The organism is Mesorhizobium sp. WSM1386 (assembly GCF_055901595.1).
Genome location: NZ_CM148373.1, coordinates 5,562,486 through 5,578,166, shown reverse-complemented (window position 1 = coordinate 5,578,166; position 15,681 = coordinate 5,562,486). Strand labels below are relative to the sequence as shown.

Below are 15,681 nucleotides of genomic sequence, written 5' to 3'. Positions count from 1 at the left end.
CGGGTTGGCGGCTCAGCCGCCAACCGACGCTTGTCTCTCGCCGTCGCGTTGCCGCGAAATATAGTCGCGAAAGCTGATGCACTCGACATCCGCTTTGACGCAGACCTCACCGGCAAAGCGCTCCAGCGCATTCCAGTAGGCGCCCTCATTCATCAGTGTGAAGTGGAAACCGAGTTCGAGCGGAATGCGCTTGCCCTGGTATTGTGCATCGAAGGCGGCGCGAAAGGCTTCGTAGGTCCGGTTGGCGAACTCGTCCGCCTTGCTTGGCCGCTCGAAGCCGCCGGAATGCCTGACATAGAGGTTGTAATCCATGGCGATCACCGGCCGTGATTTCGGTCCCTCTGGAATCTGCGGCAGTGAAAAATGCATGATGCCGTTGCTGGCCGTCGGCAAAGCAGGGCCTTGCGAGACGCCGCTGGCGTCGAACTGGTAGCCGGCGGCGGGAAGTGCCTCGTAGAGCGCTTTGCTCGCCGACAGATACGGCGCGCGGAAGCCGGCAACCGCATGCCGCGCGAAATCGCGCCAGCCCTTGGGTTCGGGCGCGATGCCGTTGATCGAATAGGCGTTCTCGAGAATGCGTTCGAATGAGCCGAACTCCTTCAGCCAGTCGGCCTTGCTCCAATCCTTGCCGTCGAAATGGCCGCAGGCGTGGCTGGCGATGTCGTGGCCCTCATGCGCGGCGAGGCCGATCTGTTCGAGCCGCTCGGCCACTTCCTGTTTCGAAGCGGCAAAGCCGATGTTGGATTTGCCCGCTGTCTTGCCTGGCGCGGTGTATTCCTTGCGTGTCTCGGGCGACAGCAGGAAGACGCAGGAGACAAAATAGGTGAAATGCGCGCCGGTGCGCTGTGCCAGTGCCCGGCTGCGCTTCCACTGCGAGACGTCGCGCGCGCTGTCGAAGGAGACGATGACGACCTGCCTCGGCTTTGCCGGCGTCGGCGGCGCGGGCGGATCGGCCAAAGCCACGCCGGCAGGCGCGAGCAAGGCAAGCGAGAACGCAACAATACGGGACGAGCGATACATAGGGCAGGGGATCCAGGCTTCGGGCGGTCAGCAAGCCGGCTATCGCCTAAATGTGGCGCCGGTGCGATTGGGCTTTTCGCCGGTTTACCCCCAGGGCAAACATCGGTTTGCCCTGGAGCAAACACCCGTTTGCCCAAGCCAAACATCCGATTGCCCTGGGGAATAGGCGATTTTCCGGCCGAACCCCTTCCATGCCGACAAAATTTCGCTAAAACGCGGGCTCATGAACCGCCCCGGCCCGGGGCAGGAATGGTTTTGATTGATGTCCGACGACAGTTTTATCCGTGAAGTCAACGACGAGATGCGCCGCGACCAGGCGCAGAAGCTGTGGGACCGTTTCGGCCCGGCGTTGCTTGTCGCTGCGATCCTCGTGGTGCTCGGCACCGCCGCCTTCGTCGGCTATCGCTACTGGGACGAGACGCGTGCCAACCGCTCCGGCGACGCTTTCTCGCAGGCGCTCAAGCTTGCCAATGACGGCAAGAACGACGAGGCGCTGGCCGCGCTCGATCAATTGGAGAAGGACGGCTACGGCGCCTATCCGCTGCTCGCCCGCATGCGCGCCGCGACAGTCAAGGCAAGCAAGGGCGACGTCGACGCCGCCGTCAAGGACTTCGACGAGGTCGCCGCCGATAACGCCATCCCCCAGGGCATTCGCGACATGGCGCGGCTCAGGGCGGCGCTCCTGCTCGTCGACCACGGCTCCTTCGCCGACGTGTCCAGCCGCGTCGAGGCGCTGACCTCGGACACCAACACGCTGCGCCACACGGCGCGCGAGGCGCTCGGCCTTGCCGCCTGGAAGGAAGGCAAGACACAGGACGCTCTGAAGCTGTTCGATCAGATCGCCTCCGATGACGGCGCCCCGCGCAACACCCGCGAGCGGGCAACGCTGATGTCCGAGCTGATCCGTGGTTCGGGCAATGCGTCGTAAATGGATGTCGCCCAAAATTGTGCAGCGGTTTTGGGACAACGACATGCATCATTGTAGGACCGTATGACCTTCAAAGTCGCCATCATCGGCAGACCTAACGTCGGCAAATCGACCCTTTTCAATCGGCTGGTGGGAAGGAAGCTGGCGCTTGTCGACGACACGCCGGGCGTCACCCGTGACCGGCGCGTCCATGCCGCCAAGCTTTACGACCTGCATTTCGACGTCATCGATACCGCGGGCTTCGAGGACGCGGCTGCCTCGACCTTGCCGGGCCGCATGCGCGCGCAGACCGAGATCGCCATTCGCGAGGCGGACCTGATCTTCTTCACCATCGATGCCAAATCCGGCCTGCTGCCCGACGACAGGACCTTTGCCGAGATCGTGCGAAAATCCGGCAAGCCGGTCGTGCTGGTCGCCAACAAGGCCGAGGCCAAGGGCGCGCAGGGCGGCATGCTGGAGGCATGGGAGCTCGGGCTGGGCGAGCCGATTCCGGTTTCGGCCGAACACGGCCAGGGCATGCCCGATCTGCGTGATGCGGTGATCGCGGCACTTGGCGAGGCGCGCGCTTTCGGCGAGGACGAGGAAGACGACCAGGAGATCGCTACCGGCGAGGTGCTGATCGGCGAGGACATCGCCGATCCGGACGCCGAGCCTGCCTATGACGACACCAAGCCGATGCGCATCGCCGTCGTCGGCCGCCCGAACGCCGGCAAGTCGACGCTAATCAACGCGCTGATCGGCGAGGAGCGGCTTTTGACCGGACCCGAGGCCGGCATCACCCGTGATTCGATCTCGGTCGACTGGGATTGGCGCGGCCGCCGGATAAAGCTTTTCGACACGGCCGGCATGCGCCGCAAGGCCAGGATTCACGAGAAGCTGGAAGTGATGTCGGTGCAGGACGGCTTGCGCGCCATCCGTTTCGCCGAGATCGTCATCATCGTACTCGACGCCACCATTCCCTTCGAGAAGCAGGATCTGCAGATCGCCGACCTGATCATCCGCGAGGGCCGGGCGCCGGTGATCGCCTTCAACAAATGGGACTTGATCGATCATCCGCAGGAACTCCTGGCGGAACTGCGCGAGAAAACCGAACGGCTGTTGCCGCAGGCGCGCGGCATCCAGGCGGTGCCGGTCTCGGCCGAGACCGGTCGCGGCCTCGACAAGCTGATGGATGCGGTACTGAAGACGCACAAGGTGTGGAACAGCCGTGTTTCGACCGGCAAGCTCAACCGTTGGCTTGAAGCCATACTGGCGCATCATCCGCCGCCTGCCGTCGCCGGGCGCCGGCTCAAGGTCAAATATGTCACCCAGGCCAAGACGCGGCCGCCGGGCTTCGTGGTCCAGTGCTCGCGGCCGGATGCGATGCCGCAATCCTACGTCCGTTATCTCTCCAACAGCCTGCGCGAAGCCTTCGACATGCCGGGCGTGCCGATCCGCATCGCGCTGCGCACCTCGGATAATCCATTCGCCGGCCGGGCCAAGAAACGCGGCTGAGCCTCGTTCAGGTAGGCTGCGCGTTTGCTCATTTTAGCGCTGGCGGGACAGCACCCCCCTCTGGCCTGCCGGCAGGACAGAGGGAGGTGTGCGGGAACTCGACGCCGGATGGCCATCGCGTCTAAGCAACGGCCCTTAGCCCCTCAGTCCCCCGCACGCCCTGAGACAGCGCCTGCCGCGCCGCCTCCAGCAGGATGTCGCCAAGGCGGGCCGCCACCGGCTCGGGCTCGGCATCCCTGCGATGCAGCAACAGCGCCATCTTGGGCAGCGCTGGCAGCCCGGCGATCTCCGGCGTCATCGCGCTGACGCTGGCCGGCAGGCCGATATTGGTGCGGATCGTCAGCCCCAGCCCCGCGGCGACCGCCGCCCAGATGCCGCCAAGGCTCGGGCTGGAGAAGGCCATGCGCCAGGGCAGGCCGGCACGGTCGAGCGTTTCGGTCGCCACCGTGCGCAGCAGGCAGGGCGCTTCGAGCGCTACCAGCGGCAGCGGCTCACCGTCACGCAGGCTGGTCTCGATGCGCTTTGCCGGACCGATCCAGCGCATTTGAACATCGGCGACGTGCTGGCTGTAAGGCAGCGTCTCCCCGCTGTGCCAGGCCAGCGCGATGTCGAGACTGCCGGACATGATCCGTTCGGCAAGCTCGTGGCTGCGCGCGATCCTGGCTTCGATCTTCACCTTGGGGTGGGCGCGGGCGAAGCGGCCGAGCACCTCGGGCAGCACCGCCTCGCCGAAATCCTCCTGCAGGCCGAGCCGCACCCAGCCTTCCAGCTCGACGTCGTGGATGGCTGCAGCCGCTTCATCATTCAATTCGAGCAGCCGGCGCGCATAGCCGAGCAAAGTCTCGCCGGCCTCAGTCAAGGCGAGGCCGCGTCCCGACTTGCGGAAGATCGGCGTCGCCGCCTGCTCTTCCAGTTTCTTCAACTGGGCGCTGACCGCCGAGGTCGAGCGGCCAAGCCGGTCGGCCGCCTTGGCGAAGCTGCCCAGCTCCATGCCGGTGACGAAACTGCGGAGAACGTCCAGGTCGAATGTGACGCGTCGCATGCAATTGTCCCGAATTTTCGAATCGAATGTCAAAAACTTCCCGATTTTAAGGACTGATTTATGGCGGTAGATGGAGCCCGTCAAGGCCGGCAGCGCTGGCCACCACGGGAATAGAACCATGTCCGCCATCGTCGACTGCGCCGATCAACAGCCAGCGCAAATCCTGAAGGACAGGGCTGCCGGTCCCGCGGGGAGGGTATTCGGTCCCGGTCATCGCTGGAAGGTTCTGGGCATCGGCGTCGCCGCGAATGCCAGTTTCTCGGCGATCTTCTCCGGCATACCGGCAACGGCCGTCGTGCTCCGCCAAGGCTACCATTTGAGCAACGCGCAACTGGGCGTGGCGCTCGGTCTTCTCGGGCTGGGCGTTGCGCTCAGCGAGCTGCCATGGGGTCTGCTCACCGACCGCTGGGGCGATCGCCGCGTGCTTCTGATCGGTCTCGGCGCGACGGCTGCATGGCTGTTTGCCATGGCGATGCTCGTCGTGCCGACCAGAACCGGCATCCCCGACGTCATGCTTCTGTCGGCGAGCCTGCTCTTCGCGGGATTGCTCGGCGGCAGCGTCAACGGTTCGAGCGGCCGCGCCATCATGGCCTGGTTCCGGGAAAGCGAACGCGGCTTTGCCATGAGCGTAAGGCAGACGGCGGTGCCGCTTGGCGGCGGCCTCGGCGCACTGGTGCTGCCCTCGCTTGCCCTGGCGTTCGGCTTTGCCGCGGTGTTCGGGCTGCTGGCGACGGCATCCGCTCTTTCCGCCCTGTTCGCCTGGCGCTGGCTGCACGAGCCGCCGACAACGGATGCGGGCCACACCTCTTCATCGGCTGGGGCCGGACCGGCGCCATTGCGCAACATCGAGGTCTGGCGGATCGCCACCGCCATTGGCCTGCTCTGCTTCCCGCAGGTGGCGGTGCTCACATTCGCCTCGGTGTTCCTGCACGACTTCGCAGGGCTACGAACGGCAGCGATCAGCGCCAGCCTTGCCGCGGTGCAGACTGGTGCCATGGTCATGCGCGTCTGGAGCGGCCGCTTCACCGACCGCCATGGCAACCGCCGCCGGTTTCTGCGCTCATGCAGTGCGCTCAGCGCGCTCGCCTTCGTGATCCTCTGGGTGCTGGTCCTGGTCAGCCCCGCCGTGCCAGATGGCCAGTCCTTCCGGATCGCTGTCCTTCCCCTGGTGCTGATTGTCGCGGGCATCTCGGTTTCGGCCTGGCATGGCGTCGCCTACACCGAGCTTGCCACGCTGGCCGGCGCCGGCCATGTCGGAACAGCACTCAGCCTAGCCAACACCTTTGTCTTCGTCGGCTTCTTCCTGGTGCCGGTGGCCATTCCCGGGCTGCTGCATCTCTGGTCATGGTCCGGCGTCTGGCTGTCGGCCGCCATCTGCGCGCTGATCGCCTGGCCGATCTTCCTGCGGCAAACTTGAGGAACGCCCGCCGCAAAACCGCCCGACTTCGGCGCCACGACCTGGGCCGACTGGGACAACCCGATCGATCCCGTTAACGTCCCATCAAGGTTAATGCATCATTTTGCTCTCCAGTGGGGTCAGTAGCGTTCCTGGAGAGAGTTCCGTGCATCGACGTCTGTTGAAGCGGCTGGCAGCCGTCGCCGGTGAGAAAAAACGCAGCCTCGTGTCTCCGTGCATCATCGGTCTCGGCATCTGGATCGGCTTCCCGACCGTCGCCGCCTACCAGGACATGACAAGCCTTGTGTCCGGCCTCGAAGCGCCGACCGCGCGCTGGAATTCCTACGTCGAAAAATCCGTCGCCGGCTCGGTTCACGCTGCCGAGATGCCGTTCATCGATTCCGACGTCACCGGTTCGATCTCCGGATCCGGTATCCATCTGGCCGGCGTCGGCAACGTGTCGTTTCGCGGTAAGGGCGGCAAGGTCGGCGCCACGCCCGACGAAGCTCGCGTCGTGCGTGGCGACAAGAAGGGCCGTATCGTCCAGGTCTCTCCCGTTGCCCCGCCGAAGAACTTCAACGCCGGGTCGATCTTCCAGCGGACCTCGTCCTTGATGCGGCCCAGCATGGACAGCGGCCTGAAGATGGCCTTCGCCAAGCCGCAGATCAAAGGCAAGGAAATCCAGATCGCCGCGGCGTTCCATGCGCGTGAGGACAAGAAGCCTGATCCCGGCGTGCCGACCATGCTTGCCGCCCTGGTCAACAACGATCATCCGGATGTGCTGGCGACGGCCTATGCGCAATCCGAGCCCGACTATGCCAAGGCCTCACCCTTCGAAGCCCTGCTGCAGGACGAGCAGCCCAACAGCGGCCGCTTCATCCCACCGATGGTCAAGGGTGACCACTCGTGGATCCAGAACCCGCTGCCTGAGAGCGTCTTTTCCAAGCCGGAGCAGAAATGCCTGGCCAACGGCATCTACTTCGAGGCGAGGAGCGAATCCGTGCGCGGTCAGGCTGCCGTCGCCCAGGTCATCCTCAACCGCGTCCGCAACCCGGCCTATCCGAATTCGATCTGCGGGGTCGTCTACCAGAACGACAGCTGGTTCAACCGTTGCCAGTTCTCATTCGCGTGTGACGGCAGGAAGAAGCGCATAGACAGTCCTGCCGCCTACAAGACCGCCCAGGACATCGCCATGGCCGTCACCGCCGGCAAGATATTCATCCCGGAGGTCGGATCGTCGACCCACTACTACGCCCAGTACGTCCATCCCGGCTGGGCGCGCACGATGCAGAAGATGACCAAGATCGGCCTGCATATCTTCTACCGCACCTATAGTGGCGGCTGGAGCTGAGTGGCGTCGGTCGCCGGTCTTTTTCGGGCGGCCACGCGATCGATCAGGGACCCATTGCCGGGGGGATTCGCGCAATGCATCCCCATCCTTGCGGCGGGCACGATGTCGCACCTCGCTAATTGCTTGTTTTTATTGCCTAAAATACATGGCAATGAACTTCCGCCCGTGGCTTGACGGGCGCAAACCCTCTAACTATGTTGCCGGCGACTTTACAAGCGGACGGACGGTGACGGTCTGACCGGGCAGGGGGGTTACGATGGCCAATAAAAATAGGCCAGACGGAACCGGAGAAACCGGCCGCGGCAAGCAGCATGAACCTGACATCCGTGACGACGATCTTGAGCGACGTCGGCGTGAACTTGAAGCATCGCTTGCGACAAGGCTGCCGAACCGGCTCGAGGGGAAAGACGACGCGAAAGCGGGCAGTGCGGCCGGATACGGCCAGGCGGTCAAACTCTCCAGTGAATTCATCGCTGGCGTGGTGGTGGGCGCCGGCATCGGCTGGATCATCGACCGTATGGCGGGGACATCGCCGTGGGGTCTGATCGTTTTCCTGCTGCTTGGGTTTGGCGCCGGCGTGCTCAATGTCATGCGGTCCGCGGGCGTTGTGGCCGAATTCGGAAAGGGCAACCAATCGCGCCCTGGCCGAGACGACAGCAAATAGCCGGGCTCGCGCGGCAATGGTAATTTGGCCGTACGCGGCATTGACGGGGTTAGAACGTGGCAGCTGACAAGGTCGATCCGATCCACCAGTTCAATATCATCAAGCTGGTTCCGATTAACATCGGCGGCTATGACCTGTCTTTCACCAATTCGGCACTGTTCATGGTCGCGACCGTGGTCGTTGCCGCGGCCTTCCTGCTGCTGACGACGTCGAGCCGCAGCCTGGTTCCCGGCCGGCTGCAGTCGATCTCCGAAATGGCCTATGAGTTCGTCGGCAATATGTTGCGCGACGCCGCCGGCACGCAAGGCATGAAGTTCTTCCCCTTCGTGTTCTCGCTGTTCATGTTCGTTCTGGTCGCCAACCTGCTCGGCCTGTTCCCCTATTTCTTCACCGTCACCAGTCACATCATCGTCACCTTCGGCCTCGCCGCATTGGTGATCGGAACCGTGGTGGTCTACGGCTTCATGAAGCATGGCCTCGGTTTCCTGAAACTGTTCGTGCCGCATGGTGTGCCGGTGTTCCTGTTGCCGCTGGTGGTGTTGATCGAGGTCATTTCCTTCGTATCGCGCCCGGTCAGCCTCTCGGTTCGTCTGTTCGCCAACATGTTGGCGGGCCACATCACGCTCAAGGTGTTCTCCGGCTTCGTCGTCAGCCTCTCCGCGCTCGGCGCGGTCGGTGTCGCGGGCTCGGTCCTGCCGCTGGCCATGGCGGTGGCGCTGACGGCGCTTGAATTGCTGGTCGCCTTCCTGCAGGCCTACGTCTTCGCGGTGTTGACCTGCATGTATCTCAACGACGCCCTGCATCCCGGGCACTAAGGCCCCAAGAGTTTCCGGTCCAAGGTTTCCAACATTGGCGCCGGATGGAAATCGCAACGGAATTTCAGATCCAAAGGAGTTGAACAAATGGACGCAGAAGCAGCAAAGTACATCGGCGCCGGCATCGCTTGCCTGGGCATGGGTGGCGCGGGCATTGGCCTGGGCAACATCTTCGGCAGCTACCTCTCGGGCGCACTGCGCAACCCGTCGGCTGCCGATGGCCAGTTCGGCCGCCTGATCTTCGGCTTCGCCGTGACCGAAGCTCTGGGCATCTTCTCGCTTCTCATCGCGCTTCTGGCCCTGTTCGGCTGAGAGCACTGGGAAGATTGGACAGGCCGGCCGCGCAAGCGGCGGGCCTGATATCTGGGGATAGCCCATGTTCGTGACATCTGCCTTCGCGCAAGAGTCCGCGCCATCAGCCGATACCAGCCACGCTGCGACGGAAGGCGACACGCATTCCGGCACCAGCGTGCCTGCGGAAGCGCACGGCACATTTCCGCCGTTCGATCCTGCGACCTTCCCGTCGCAGCTTCTGTGGCTGGCGATCACTTTTGGGCTGTTCTACCTCTTCCTGAAGCGGGTCGTGGTGCCGCGCGTCGGCGGCATCATCGATGTCCGCAACGACCGCATCAGCCAGGATCTCGACCAGGCCGCCAAGTTGAAGGGCGAGGCCGACGCCGCCGTTGCTGCTTACGAGCAGGAACTGGCGGAAGCCAAGAAGAACGCCAACTCGATCGGCCAGCAGGCCGCCGATGCGGCCAAGGCGGAAGCCGACACCGCGCGCAAGAAGATCGAGGCCGCGCTCGACGAGAAGCTCGGCGAGGCCGAGGCGCGCATTTCTTCCATCAAGGCCAACGCCATGAAGGAAGTCGGCAGCATCGCCGAGGACACCGCTTCGGCGATCGTCGAAGCATTGGTCGGCGGCAAGGCCAGCAAGGCCGAGATCGCGGCCGCGGTCAAATCCGTGGCCCGGTAAGGAGCGCATCATGGACGCTACATCTCTCGCGACGCTCTGGGCAACGATAGCCCTTGTCATCTTCCTGGCCATCGCCGTCTACATCAAGGTGCCCCGCCTGATCGCCAAGGCGCTCGATGCCCGCGCCATGCGCATCAGCAGCGAACTCGACGAGGCACGCAAGCTGCGTGAGGAAGCCCAGCAACTGCTCGGCCAATATCAGCGCAAGCGCAAGGAAGCCGAGCAGGAGGCAGCCGATATCGTCGCGGCCGCCAAGCGCGAGGCCGATCTGCTCGCCGCCGAAGCGCACAAGAAGACCGAAGACTATGTTACCAGGCGCACCGCGCTGGCCGAGCAGAAGATTGGCCAGGCCGAGCGTGACGCCATCAGCGAAGTCCGCGCCAGCGCCGTCGACATTGCCGTCGAGGCCGCCCGCGCGCTGCTCGCCGCCAAGGTCGACGTCAAGGCCGGAGCCGATCTGTTCAAGGCTTCGCTGGCGGACGTGAAGGCAAAGCTCAACTAGACTTTAGCGAACGCAGTCCAATCAAAGCCGCTTGGGAAACCTGGCGGCTTTTTTGTTGTGCGTCGATGCCAACGCTGCCGATCTCCCCCCTCGTGGGGGAGATGCCCGGCAGGGCAGAGGGGGGCGTGAAGGAACGCCAGCAGTTCGATTTTCATCGGTTGCGTCGGGTGCGAATTATCCGGGGAACCTGGGCGCAACTGGCTGATAGGCTGGCGGGACAGCGCCCCCCTCTGTCCTGCCGGACATCTCCCCCTCAAGGGGGGAGATCAGCTACCGTCGCGGGCGCTCAATCCAACCCGTCGAAGCTCTCTTCTTCAACCACCTCGGCGCCACCAAGCCTGAACGGAGAAAACGACACGCGATGCAGGCGCGCGACCGGGCCGTGCGCCTCGATGGCCGTGCGGTGCCGGGCCGTGGCGTAACCCATGTGCACCTCGAATCCGTAGCGGTCGTTATGGCTGCCGCAACGGCACATCATGCGGTCGCGCATGACCTTGGCGACGATGGAGGCAGCGGCGATCGATTGCGAGCGTTGGTCACCCTTGATCAATGCGCGGCCCTCGCACGGCAACCCCGGCGGCACGTCGCGTCCGTCGGCAAGCGCGAGCTTAGGCCGAACCGACAGCCCGACCAGCGCGCGTCGCATCGCCTCAAGGCTCGCCTTGAGGATATTGCTGCCATCGATGCCCTCGGCACTGATCGAGGCCATCGAGATCGCCTGCGCGGAGCCCAGAATGCGCAGGAACAATGCCTCGCGCTGCAAATGGCTGAGCCGTTTGGAATCATCGAGGCCTTCGGGAATGTTGGCTGGGTCGAGCACCACCGCCGCAGCGACCACCGGCCCGGCCAGCGGGCCACGGCCAGCCTCGTCCATCCCTGCCACTGGCCACAGGCCATCGGCCATCGCCTTTGTCTCGAAGGAGAAATCGGGTTTCTCGACAATTTCGAAGAGAAGCGGAGAATCGGAACGCGCGCGAGCCATGTTGCGGCGAGGTTCGCATCGGTTCCGATTCTCCGCAAGTCCCTCCGGGTCGGGTGGGGCGCCGGACCGGGAGGGCACCGTCTGCTGGCCGGGGCAGGCCGGACGGGATTTCACAAGCGAAAAAGGAAGATCAAAGCAGCATCAACTGCTCCTGGTCCTTTCCGGCTGCAACGAACTGGTCGGTTCGCAGCGTGCGCCGTTCGGCATTGAGGCCGAGCCGCTTGGCGGTGATCTCGAAGCGCCGGCCGATCTGCCAGGCATAGGGTCCGGCGCCCTTCATGCGCTTGCCCCATTCCGAATCGTAGTCCTTGCCGTCGCGCATCGAGCGGATCAGCGACATCACGTGGCGATAGCGGTCGGGATAGTGGCGCAGCAGCCAGTCCTTGAAGATCGGGCTGACCTCCAGCGGCAGGCGCAGCACGACATAACCCGCCTCGCGCGCGCCGGCGGCACTCGCCGAATCGAGGATCCGTTCCATCTCCTGGTCAGTCAGGCCGGGGATGATCGGCGCCACCATGACCGAAGCCGGAATGCCGGCATCGGAAAGCTGCCTGATCGCTTCCAGCCGCTTGGTCGGCGTCGATGCGCGCGGCTCCATCGTGCGCGCCAGCATGCGGTCGAGCGTCGTCACCGACAGGGCCACCTTGGCGAGCCCCCGCTCGGCCATGCGCGACAGGATATCGATGTCGCGCGTCACCAAAGCGGATTTGGTGACGATGCCGACCGGATGGCCGCGCGCCTCCAGCACTTCCAGGATCTCGCGCATGATCCGGTACTGCTTCTCGATCGGCTGGTAGGGATCGGTGTTGGTGCCGATGGCGATGGTGCGCGGCTGGTAGCCGTCCTTCGACAGCTCCTTGTCGAGCAGCCGCGCCGCGTCCGGCTTGGCGAACAGCTTGGATTCGAAATCCAGGCCCGGCGACAGGCCCATGAACGAATGGGTCGGCCGCGCGAAGCAATAGACGCAGCCATGTTCGCAGCCGCGATAGGGGTTGATCGAGCGGTCGAAGGAGATGTCGGGCGATTCGTTGCGGGTGATGATGGTGCGCGGCTTTTCCACCTGCACCTCGGTCTTGAACGGCGGCAGTTCCTCCAGCGAACTCCAGCCATCATCGAAGACATGCCGAGTGACCGGCTCGAACCGGCCGGACGGATTGATGCCCGCCGACCGGCCGCGGTTGCGATCCGGACGGATACGCATGCCACTCTGCTCGATCATCGCATTGGCCATCTCGGCGCGTCCTGCTCCGAAAGCCGCAATGTCGGCGCGCATGATCGGTTCCATCTTGGCCCGCTCCCAGGGACTGTCCATGTTGTGTCGAATCGCTCTGCTCATGAAATTATTCCTATTTCCTTGATGAGAACAAAGCAAGAACTTTCTATGGTGCGCTGCAAAAACTGGCGTCGCGTCCGCCTTTCCGCTATTCGGCTGATGATGCTCAGTGTTCTCATCGAAACCCGCAATGACGAGGAGGCTCTCGCCCGCACGCTCGGTTCGCTGATTGGCGGCGCCGTCGAGGGCGTGGTGCGCGAGGTCGTCGTCTGCGATATCGGTTCCACCGACCAGACGCACCATGTCGCCGAACATGCCGGCTGCCATTATGTGGCGAGCGGCGGTGTTGCCGCCGGCATCAGGCAGGCCAAGGGCGACTGGCTGTTGCTGCTGGAGCCGGGCGCCAGGCTGGTGGATGGCTGGACCGAAGCGGTCGTCGCCCACACGGCCCGGCAAACGATGGCGGCGCGGTTCTCGCGCTCACGCGGCAGCCGTGTGCCGTTCCTGGCGCGGGTGTTTTCGGGAAATCGCGCGCTGGCCGACGGACTGGTGATCAGCAAGCGGCAGGCAGCGTCCTTGTCGAAGCACGCCGGCAGTGCCGAGGCGCTTGCACGCGGCCTGGCGACAAAGAAGCTCGACGCCGAGATCTGGGTAGCGCCGGCGAAGCGGGAATCGCGCAAGTGATTCTTTTGCAGCTGCTGTCTACGTCAGGGGCAGGCATAATCGCCGCGCCCCCAAACATCAGCTGACCCTGCTGGTCGGCCATCCCGCCATGGAGGTCCTGGACGTCTATGGCGAGCAAAGCCCGGTGACGCTGACCGGCGAAGCTGGCCTCGGCTTCGTCGAGGACCCGTCGGCTTGCACATGGGCACCGTGCCGGCGCGCACGCCGCGGCTGATGACGGAAGTCGACATCGGCGTATCCGCGCCTTCGCGCCGGCGGTTTCACGGCGAACCGGTCATCCGCTGAAAGCGGACAGGATCTCCACAGGCATCCAGCGTGCCTGTCGCCGGGCAATGCGGCCTTGCCTGCTCTCGGCATCATAGTCCATGGCGGCTGGCTCGCGGCTGAACCGCAGCCGGTCGTCCAGGGCATTGACGATGACGATCGCCCTTGAATCCCCACCGTCGGTGGTGACCGCCGCGACATAGACGCCGCAGTCCCGGCAGATCAAATAGTCGGCGGTGCGCAATCCGAACCGGTATCTGTGCAACCGGGCGTCGTCCTCGACCGAGACGATCAATTGGCCGTTCGGATCGGCAACGGCGCGCGAGCCATGTTTGATGCAAAACGCGCATTGGCAAGCACGGACTTCGATTTGCGACGGGTCGAGCTCGGTTGAAAATTGAAGGCGTATGTTGCCGCAATGGCATCCGCCGGCGTGCACAGTCATCGCTTCCGCCTCGTCGTCAACGGCAAGGGCCGCCGCCACGAAGGGTACTTCCTCCGGCATCGGGTTTGGAATGGTCTTTCGAAGGCGAGGGCAGCCTTTTGCCTGGCAAACGCGACGTGAAACCAGCGCCTGGCCTCGGCTTTACGGAGCTGATTTGCCGCGCCGCAGGTGCTCGTCGAGGCGCGGCATGATCTCGACGAAGTTGCAGGGCATATGCCGGTAGTCGAGCTGCGCCTTCAAGATGCCGTCCCATGCGTCCTTGCAGGCGCCGGGCGAACCCGGCAGTACGAAGACGAAAGTGGCATTGACGACGCCGCCGGTCGCCCGGCTCTGGATCGTCGAGGTGCCGATCTTGTCGTAGGAGATGCGGTGGAACACTTCCGAAAAGCCGTCCATGCGCTTTTCGAAGATCGGTTCCAGCGCCTCCGGCGTCACGTCACGCCCGGTAAAGCCCGTTCCACCGGTGGTGATGACGACGTCGATCGCCGCGTCCTTCGACCAGCCGAGCACCTTGTCGCGGATCTTGTCGCGGTCGTCGGTGACGATGTCGCGGGCGGCCAGGATGTGGCCGGCCTCGGTGATGCGGTCGGCCAGCGTCTGTCCGGATTTGTCGTCGGCGAGGCTGCGTGTGTCGGAAACGGTCAGCACCGCGACACGCACCGGAACGAAGGAACGGCTCTCGTCAGTTCTGGCCATCAGCGCCCTCCGATGCGATGCTGCGCGTCGCCGCGACGAACCAGTCGGGCTGGCGGCCGCGGATCTCGGCCGCTGCGCGCTTGGCGACATTGCCGGTCTCGAACAGGCCGAAGCACGTCGCGCCCGAACCGGACATGCGTGAAAAACCCGATCCAGCCTTATCGAGCCATGAAAGCGCCCGGCCTATGGCGGGCTGTATCGCCAGCGCCGCCGGTTGGAGATCGTTGCGGGTGAGTTCCAGCCAGTTGCGCAGGCTGTGAAAATCGATGCCGCGCGGCAACGGCGGCAACGGCTCGTTGTCGCGGCGGGAAAGCGCTGCGAAGACATCCGCCGTCGAGACCGGCATGCCCGGATTGACCAGCACCAGCCCCAGCGCCGAGACGTCCGGCACCATCGATAGCTCGTCACCAATGCCGCGCGCGACCAGCGGCCTGGCCGCCAGGCACATCGGCACATCGGCGCCAAGCGAAAGACCGATCCGCGCCAGCCCGGCGCCATCGATGTCCAGACCCCATGCCTGCGCCAGGCCGCGCAATACCGCCGCCGCGTCGCTGGATCCGCCGCCGACACCGGAGGCGACGGGCAGGTTCTTTTCAAGCTTGATGGCGACAGGCGGGGTCTTGTGCGGTCCGGCCTCTCCTCGCAGCGCATCGCGCGCCTTCAACACCAGATTGCCGGCGTCGAGGGGAACCTCCGGCGCATAGCGCCCGGACACGGTGAAATCGTCGCTGTCGGCGAGCGCGACCTCGACCCGGTCGCCAAAACGCGTGAACACCGCCAGGCTTTCGATCAGGTGATAGCCGTCGGCGCGCCTTCCCGTGACATGCAGCGCCAGGTTGATCTTGGCGGGCGCATGCCAGGTACGCGAACCGATGTCGGTGTCCACGGCGTCAGTCGTTTGGGAGATGATGCTCAGTCCTTGGCCAGCCGGTATTCGCCGGTCTTGGGATCCTTGACCAGCGTTCCCATCGCGCCGTTGGCCGCCTGCTTTTCGGTGCGCCGCACCTTGGCCGTCACGCGCTCGGCTTCGCGCACGAATGTGCGGTAGCCGAAATAGGCGGCGACGCCAACGACGGTGAAGAAAATGATCTGCGGCATGTCAAAACTCCTCCCACGCTGGGCCGGCGAAGGCGGCCGGTCGGGTCGGTT

18 protein-coding genes and 1 pseudogene are annotated in these 15,681 nt (G+C 64.5%); 11 read left to right on the top strand and 8 right to left on the bottom strand.

Annotated features, from left to right (window positions below; genetic code table 11):
- Window positions 1-12: 12 nt before the first annotated feature.
- Window positions 13-1,020 (bottom strand): polysaccharide deacetylase family protein, encoded by a 1,008-nt coding sequence (locus AC0NIH_RS27450; protein WP_473466864.1) that lies wholly within the window; start codon window positions 1,018-1,020, stop codon window positions 13-15.
- Between the two features lie 262 nt (window positions 1,021-1,282).
- On the opposite strand from AC0NIH_RS27450, the gene AC0NIH_RS27445 reads away from it, so the two are divergent.
- Together AC0NIH_RS27445 and der are read left to right on the top strand one after the other, a co-directional pair.
- The gene (locus AC0NIH_RS27445) at window positions 1,283-1,948 is read left to right on the top strand and encodes a tetratricopeptide repeat protein (protein ID WP_352709136.1); all 666 of its coding nucleotides are present in this window, start codon (window positions 1,283-1,285) and stop codon (window positions 1,946-1,948) included.
- 63 nt (window positions 1,949-2,011) lie between these two features.
- A complete protein-coding gene (gene der / locus AC0NIH_RS27440; protein ID WP_023764553.1) occupies window positions 2,012-3,442 on the top strand; it encodes a ribosome biogenesis GTPase Der in 1,431 nt (476 codons plus the stop codon).
- A 121-nt stretch (window positions 3,443-3,563) separates the two neighbouring features.
- Here der and AC0NIH_RS27435 read toward each other — a convergent pair whose 3' ends face one another.
- On the bottom strand, window positions 3,564-4,484 hold the full coding sequence (locus AC0NIH_RS27435; RefSeq protein WP_473466866.1) for a LysR substrate-binding domain-containing protein: 921 nt from the start codon (window positions 4,482-4,484) through the stop codon (window positions 3,564-3,566).
- A gap of 118 nt (window positions 4,485-4,602) precedes the next feature.
- On the opposite strand from AC0NIH_RS27435, the gene AC0NIH_RS27430 reads away from it, so the two are divergent.
- The 7 genes from AC0NIH_RS27430 to AC0NIH_RS27400 all read left to right on the top strand — a co-directional run bounded on the left by AC0NIH_RS27430 (window position 4,603) and on the right by AC0NIH_RS27400 (window position 10,188).
- Window positions 4,603-5,901 (top strand): MFS transporter, encoded by a 1,299-nt coding sequence (locus AC0NIH_RS27430; protein ID WP_473466867.1) that lies wholly within the window; start codon window positions 4,603-4,605, stop codon window positions 5,899-5,901.
- Between the two features lie 145 nt (window positions 5,902-6,046).
- The gene (locus AC0NIH_RS27425; RefSeq protein ID WP_473466868.1) at window positions 6,047-7,231 is read left to right on the top strand and encodes a cell wall hydrolase; all 1,185 of its coding nucleotides are present in this window, start codon (window positions 6,047-6,049) and stop codon (window positions 7,229-7,231) included.
- Window positions 7,232-7,487: 256 nt separating this feature from the next.
- Window positions 7,488-7,895 carry an AtpZ/AtpI family protein gene (locus AC0NIH_RS27420; RefSeq protein WP_473466870.1) on the top strand — a complete coding sequence of 136 codons (408 nt, stop codon included), beginning with the start codon at window positions 7,488-7,490 and terminating at the stop codon, window positions 7,893-7,895.
- A 56-nt stretch (window positions 7,896-7,951) separates the two neighbouring features.
- Window positions 7,952-8,710, top strand: a complete 759-nt coding sequence (locus tag AC0NIH_RS27415; RefSeq protein ID WP_224687032.1) for a F0F1 ATP synthase subunit A — start codon at window positions 7,952-7,954, stop codon at window positions 8,708-8,710.
- An 87-nt stretch (window positions 8,711-8,797) separates the two neighbouring features.
- Window positions 8,798-9,022, top strand: a complete 225-nt coding sequence (locus AC0NIH_RS27410) for a F0F1 ATP synthase subunit C (protein ID WP_013896722.1) — start codon at window positions 8,798-8,800, stop codon at window positions 9,020-9,022.
- A 64-nt stretch (window positions 9,023-9,086) separates the two neighbouring features.
- Complete coding sequence (locus AC0NIH_RS27405) at window positions 9,087-9,686, top strand: F0F1 ATP synthase subunit B (protein ID WP_013896721.1); 600 nt, start codon at window positions 9,087-9,089, stop codon at window positions 9,684-9,686.
- A gap of 10 nt (window positions 9,687-9,696) precedes the next feature.
- Window positions 9,697-10,188: a F0F1 ATP synthase subunit B gene (locus tag AC0NIH_RS27400; protein WP_023778640.1), complete on the top strand. Its 492-nt coding sequence runs from the start codon at window positions 9,697-9,699 to the stop codon at window positions 10,186-10,188.
- 286 nt (window positions 10,189-10,474) lie between these two features.
- Here AC0NIH_RS27400 and AC0NIH_RS27395 read toward each other — a convergent pair whose 3' ends face one another.
- Window positions 10,475-11,170, bottom strand: coding sequence for a ribonuclease HII (locus AC0NIH_RS27395; protein WP_473466873.1), 696 nt, complete (start codon window positions 11,168-11,170; stop codon window positions 10,475-10,477).
- 130 nt (window positions 11,171-11,300) lie between these two features.
- Window positions 11,301-12,455, bottom strand: coding sequence for a PA0069 family radical SAM protein (locus AC0NIH_RS27390; protein WP_023778642.1), 1,155 nt, complete (start codon window positions 12,453-12,455; stop codon window positions 11,301-11,303).
- Window positions 12,456-12,605: 150 nt separating this feature from the next.
- On the opposite strand from AC0NIH_RS27390, the gene AC0NIH_RS27385 reads away from it, so the two are divergent.
- Entirely contained in the window at window positions 12,606-13,127 is a 522-nt protein-coding gene (locus AC0NIH_RS27385) for a glycosyltransferase (protein WP_352709307.1), read from the top strand.
- Window positions 13,128-13,143: 16 nt separating this feature from the next.
- Window positions 13,144-13,412, top strand: a pseudogene (locus AC0NIH_RS27380) (hypothetical protein); the annotation flags it as partial.
- Here AC0NIH_RS27380 and AC0NIH_RS27375 read toward each other — a convergent pair.
- The 4 genes from AC0NIH_RS27375 to AC0NIH_RS27360 all read right to left on the bottom strand — a co-directional run bounded on the left by AC0NIH_RS27375 (window position 13,402) and on the right by AC0NIH_RS27360 (window position 15,630).
- Entirely contained in the window at window positions 13,402-13,875 is a 474-nt protein-coding gene (locus AC0NIH_RS27375) for a GFA family protein (protein WP_473466875.1), read from the bottom strand. The pseudogene AC0NIH_RS27380 and the gene AC0NIH_RS27375 sit on opposite strands and share 11 nt — an antisense overlap.
- A 102-nt stretch (window positions 13,876-13,977) precedes the next feature.
- Window positions 13,978-14,532 (bottom strand): molybdenum cofactor biosynthesis protein B, encoded by a 555-nt coding sequence (gene moaB, locus AC0NIH_RS27370; protein ID WP_473466877.1) that lies wholly within the window; start codon window positions 14,530-14,532, stop codon window positions 13,978-13,980.
- Complete coding sequence (locus tag AC0NIH_RS27365) at window positions 14,519-15,418, bottom strand: 4-(cytidine 5'-diphospho)-2-C-methyl-D-erythritol kinase (RefSeq protein ID WP_473466878.1); 900 nt, start codon at window positions 15,416-15,418, stop codon at window positions 14,519-14,521. Before AC0NIH_RS27365 ends, moaB begins: the two co-directional genes overlap by 14 nt.
- 26 nt (window positions 15,419-15,444) lie before the next feature.
- Window positions 15,445-15,630 carry a membrane protein gene (locus tag AC0NIH_RS27360; protein ID WP_013896713.1) on the bottom strand — a complete coding sequence of 62 codons (186 nt, stop codon included), beginning with the start codon at window positions 15,628-15,630 and terminating at the stop codon, window positions 15,445-15,447.
- Window positions 15,631-15,681: the final 51 nt, after the last annotated feature.